Here is a 1,078-nt window from a genome sequence, read left to right on the forward strand (position 1 = left end):
AAAAAAAAGAAAAGAAAAATTCGCAAGAATAACAAAAACGCATCCTTTTTTAGTAGTCATTCAAATTTACTATTTTTGGTTGATATAATGATTTTTACATGATTGTGGTATCCTCATTAGAGTTCATTAAAATGCGACACAGGCGATACAACATTAAAAAGTTGGTTCTCGTTTTATGGACTCAAAATTTTGATGGTGGCGGTCGGTATTTTTATTTATTCCCAAATTTTAAAAATTAAAAAAAATTTTTTTTACTTGCTAATTACATAATATATAAAAAAATTTTTTACAAATGTTGTGTCGCCTTACATGAAATCACGTGATTTCTTTTTTTTAATTGTGACGCCAATAGGCAGCTTGGTATACTCATTCTACCAATTGCTCATAATGACAAAGTGTTTTTTTTATTTTCTGATAGAGAAGTACGTTAATAGTGTTCGTTACAAATCATGAACATTTATGCGCGTTTTCACATTCACGATCAAGTAAGATGCCTCATATAATATTAATTAAAAATCGGTTATTTCTTAACGTTGCTCATAATAACAGGTTTTTTTTAGATTTTCTGATAGAGAAGTACATTGAAAGCGATTTGTTACAAATCATTTTTTGTCATAATCATTTGCTCACTTTTTCGCAAACAGATCAGTTAAGATTCATCTTATAAGTAGAATAAAAGTTGGTTATTTCAGAGGATTGCACATAATAACATGGTTTTTTTTTTGATTTTCTGATAGAGGAATACTTGGAAACTGTTATATTATCATTCATATTCTGTCATGAACATTTGTGCGAGTTTCACATTCATGATCAGGCAAGATGCATCATATAATATTAATTAAAAATCAGTTATTTCTTAACATTACACATAATAACAGGGTTTTATTTTATTTTCTGATATAGAAGTACGTTGAAAGCATTTTGTTACAAATCATTTTTCATCATGAACGTTTGCTCGCTTTTTCATAATCAGACCACCATAATAATTAAGATTCGTGCAAGAAACGGTGAATTACAAATGAATCGTTTTTATTGTACGTAATGTAATGTTGATTGTTATTGTCAATTTTTGTTTGAA

The organism is Acidobacteriota bacterium, from assembly GCA_003225175.1.
Lineage (GTDB): Bacteria > Acidobacteriota > Terriglobia > Terriglobales > Acidobacteriaceae > Gp1-AA112.